Origin of the sequence: Microbacterium sp., assembly GCF_039812165.1 — a bacterium.
GTDB lineage: Bacteria > Actinomycetota > Actinomycetes > Actinomycetales > Microbacteriaceae > Microbacterium.
In genome coordinates this window covers 1-4,071 of sequence record NZ_JBDIAB010000233.1, presented here as the reverse complement: position 1 = coordinate 4,071, position 4,071 = coordinate 1, and the positions used below count along the sequence as shown (strand labels likewise).

1 pseudogene is annotated in these 4,071 nt (G+C 74.5%); it reads right to left on the bottom strand.

What is annotated here, in order from left to right:
* Positions 1-3,749 (bottom strand): annotated as a pseudogene (locus tag WML84_RS13415) (hypothetical protein); the annotation flags it as partial.
* Positions 3,750-4,071: the final 322 nt, after the last annotated feature.

Here is a 4,071-nt window from a genome sequence, read left to right as displayed (position 1 = left end):
GACTTCACGAGCACCGAGACGGGCAGCGACAGGATCGAGTCGAGCCCGGGCCACAGCGGGCCGGCCCCGCCGAACAGCGGGTCGATGACGTACTTGTCGACCTCGTTGGCGGCGCCGAGCACCTCGGCGAGGCTGCGGTCCTCGACCTGGGCGACGAGGAAGACCGCGTCGGCCTCGAGCACGGCGCCGTCGCCGATGGCGATCGACACCGAGCGGTCGGAGACGAACACCGGCAGGCGGTTCTCGAGGAAGGCGAGCCCGATGAGCCGCGCGCGGAACGAGATGTAGCCGTCGGCGGCGTCGAGCGTGACGCCGGGGTCGACGACGATGCGCTCCGCCCACACCTCGATCGCGCCGCCACCGGTCGCGACGTCGCCCGCGAAGGCGACGGTGTCGATCCACGGGTCGTCGACGGCGACGGGGAGGAAGGTGGCGTCCGCGATGTTGCCGTAGACGTACAGCGCCGCGCCTTCGCGCCAGGCGCTCGACAGCGACTGGATCGTGATGGCGTCGGTGCCGTGGTCTCCCTCGACGAGCAGCGATGCGGTCGGGGCGGTGAACTGCCAGCGGTTGGTGACCGTGCCCGTGGTCGCGTCGTACCAGCCCACTCCGCCGGTCGTGATCACGATGACGTTCGCCAGGGTCGGGTGGGCGCTCACGGTGATCGTGTCGTCGCCGATGCTGCCGCGCCACGTGCGGTTGACGTCGTTGCCGCCGAGCACGTCGCGCCGGTCGATGCCCGTGAACGGCACGCTCTCGCCGTAGAGCGCGGCGACGCCGGACGCATCGGCGCCGGCCGGGTTGTAGATCGACCCGGTGTCGGCGTCGGAGTGGATGAGCAGGGTGTCGCTGCCTCCGCTGCCGCCGTGGATCGTGCCGGCGAAGCGGACGCCGGGCCCGACGATGAACAGGTCGGCGTTGTCGGACGCACCGCGCAGCATCCCGAAGCCCTGGAAGGCGAGGCCGGCGACGGTGCCGGCGAGCGGCCCGGTGACGGTCCACGTCACGTGCTCGTCGGCCGGGCCGTCGATCGCGTTGCCGGCGGCGGTGCCGCCGACCACGGCGTCGATGCCTGCGAACGCGGCGACGTTCGTGCCGGTGAAGGGCGTCTCCGAGTCGGATGCCGGCATGGTCACGGCGACGGGCGTCGACCACTCCGCCCACGAGAGGGTGTCGGTCGGCTGATCCTCGGCCTCGGCGTCGGCCGGACCCCCGGAGATGCTGCCGGTGACACGACCGGCGGGCCCGATCAGGAACGTGTCGTCGCCGCTGCCGCCGACGAGGTGCTGGACGAGTGCGAAGCCGACGAACCCCACGGGGACGCCGTCGGCGCGGAGGGTGAGCGTGCCGCCGTCCTCCGCGGTGACCGACCACTCGTTGTCGGTGTCGGACGCGACCAGCGCGTTGACCCCGCCCCCGCCGCGGAGGTTCACGAGGACCGCCCCGTCCTGCTCGTCGGGTGTCGCGAGGTCGATCGCGAAGACGTCGGCGCCGTTGCCGCCCTGCAGCACCTCGATGCCGGTGAACTCGGCGACGCCGGTGGCGACGAGGGTGCCGTCGGCGTCGTGGATGTCCCAGTCGAGCGCGCCGCGGCCGTCGGCGATCATCCAGTCCGCGTCGGCGTCGGGGCCGACGAGCGTGTCGATCCCGCCGCCGCCGTCGACGGCGGCGCTGCCCGCCCACGTGGCGCCGATGGCGAACGTGTTGTCGCCGGCACCGCCGGTGAGCTCGGCGAAGAAGACGTTGATGAGATGGATGAGCTGCGCGCCCACGCGCAGCGTGGCCGGGTTGAGCTCGGCGAATCCGTCGGCGGGCAGCCCGAAGGCGGCCGACGTGAACGCGGGTGCGCCGAGGGTCATGTCGGCGTCGCGGTCGACCACGATCGTGTTCTCGCCGCCGCCGCCGTCGATGTAGAGGCTCACGAGGCCCGACAGCGGGGCGACGCGGAAGCGCGTGTCGGCGGCGCCGCCGACGATGCGGAGGGTGAACGCGGTGGGGATCGTGTAGGTGTGCGTCTCGCCCGACGGCGCGCCGTCCTCGTCGGCGAGCTCGACGACGGTGCTCCCCGCCACGGTGCGGACCGAGACGTCGCGTGTGGCGTCGCCGACGTCGAGGACGCACGTCGTGCAGGAGGCGGCTCCCAGCTCGACGGGCTCGAGCCCGTAGTAGACGGTGACGAGATCGTCGCGCGCGACCGTGCCGGACTGCGCGCCGGTGACCGTCGCGGCGATCCGGTCGAACGCGCCGCCGTCGAGCGCGAGGGTGTCGTAGCCGCCTCCGCCGCCGTCGACCGACGCGACCCATCCGGCCCCTTCGAGCACGAACCTGTCGTCGGTGTCGTCGGCGCCGACGAGACGCTCGACGCCCGTGTAGGCGATCTCGAGATCTCCGGCTCTGAGCACGCCCGCGGACGCGCCCGTGACGGTCCAGATCGCGTCGCGACGCGGGCCGGTGAGCGTGTCGACGCCGCCGCGCCCGTCGAAGCGGACCAGAACGGTCGGGGTCGTGTCGGACTCGGTGCTGACCGTCAGGTGGTCGTCGCCGTCGGTGCCGGTCGCGACGATCTCGGTCAGCTCGACCAGGCGGCGCACGACGTCGCCGAACGTGACCGTGCCGTCGTCGGCGAAATGCAGCGCTCCGGTCGCGGGGTCGACGGCGATGTCCCAGGCGGCGGGCGCGGGCACCGCGGGCTGCTGTCCGGCCGCGGTGGTCTCGGAGTCGGCGCCGTCGGAGGTCCCGTCCGCGGACGTCTGCAGCGTCGCGGATGCCGCGTCCGTCGCGACGTCCGGATCGACCCGGTCGGTCGGCGGCGCCGTCTGCCCCGTCTCCGACGCCGCCGGTTCGGCCGTGCCGGCGCCGCCGGTGCCGGACTGCGCGACCTCGGTGGGATCGGCGGCGACCGGTTCGGCCGCGGACGGCTCGGCGACGCCCGCCTGCTCCACCGCGACCGCCGGCTGATCGTCCGCCGCCGGCTCGGCGGATGCCTGATCAGCAGCGCTTTCCGGTGCCGGCGGGAGGTCAGCGGCCGCGGCCGTCGCGTCGGCCGGAGCGATCGGATCGGTGCCGGGGTCGACGGCGTCCGCCGCCGCGCGGATGTGGAAACCGCCGCCCGCCGCGATCGCCGCCGACACCGCCGGGTCGGCTCCGGCGTCGTAGCCGAGCACGAGCCGCCGTTCGCCGGGATCGAGGTGGTCGGCCATCACCGGGTGCGCACCGGCATCCGGTGCGAACGCCAGCTCGCCGCGGCCGAGCACGTGGCCGATCTCGTGGGCGAGCACCGAGGCGAGGTCCATGCGCCCCTCGGCGGCGCTGCCGACGACCGCCTGCACGCGTCCGTCCGGGCCGACCTCGAACTCGGCGTCGTCGTCGGGCGTGGGGTCGACGAACCAGCCGTGCCCGCCGGCGTCGACGTCCACGGCGATGCCGGCCGCGGTCGTCACGGCCAGGGCGTCACCGGGAAGGTCGATGATCAGCAGCCGGATGTCGCCGACGCCGGCGCGCTCCGACTCGGGCCAGACCTCGACGGCGCGCGGCACCACCGCGATCAGGTCGTCGGTCGTGAGCCGGGTGGTCGCGCCGCTCGCGTCGGCGGCCTCGACCACGGCGCGCGGAGCGGGCGCCTGATCGGCGGCGGCGGCCGACATCGGCAGGAGCGGGCCGCTGACGACCGCGACCGTGACCGCCGCGGCGAGCGCGCCGCGAAGACGCGGAGGCCGGGGCCGCCGTGCCTGGTCGCGTCGCCTGCTCATGGACACCCCTTCGTCGCCCGACCCGCCCCGGCGCGCAGCGTCTGCGTCGCCGCCGCTGCGGCGAGGGGCCGGCCTGGCTGGGCCTGCCCGGTGAGGGTACGGGCGCTGGGGTTCCCGTCGGGGTGCCGGGTCACGCGCCCATGCTCACAGCACGCCCGTCGCCGCGGAAGGGACCTGAGTCCCTCCTTTGCCGTCGAGGCCGCGGGCTCAGCGCGAGAGGTAGCGCACGACCGCGAGCACCCTGCGGTGGTCGTCGGCGTCGACTCTCAGCCCGAGGGCGTCGTAGAGGTTCGACGTGTGCTTGACCACGGCCTTCTCGCTG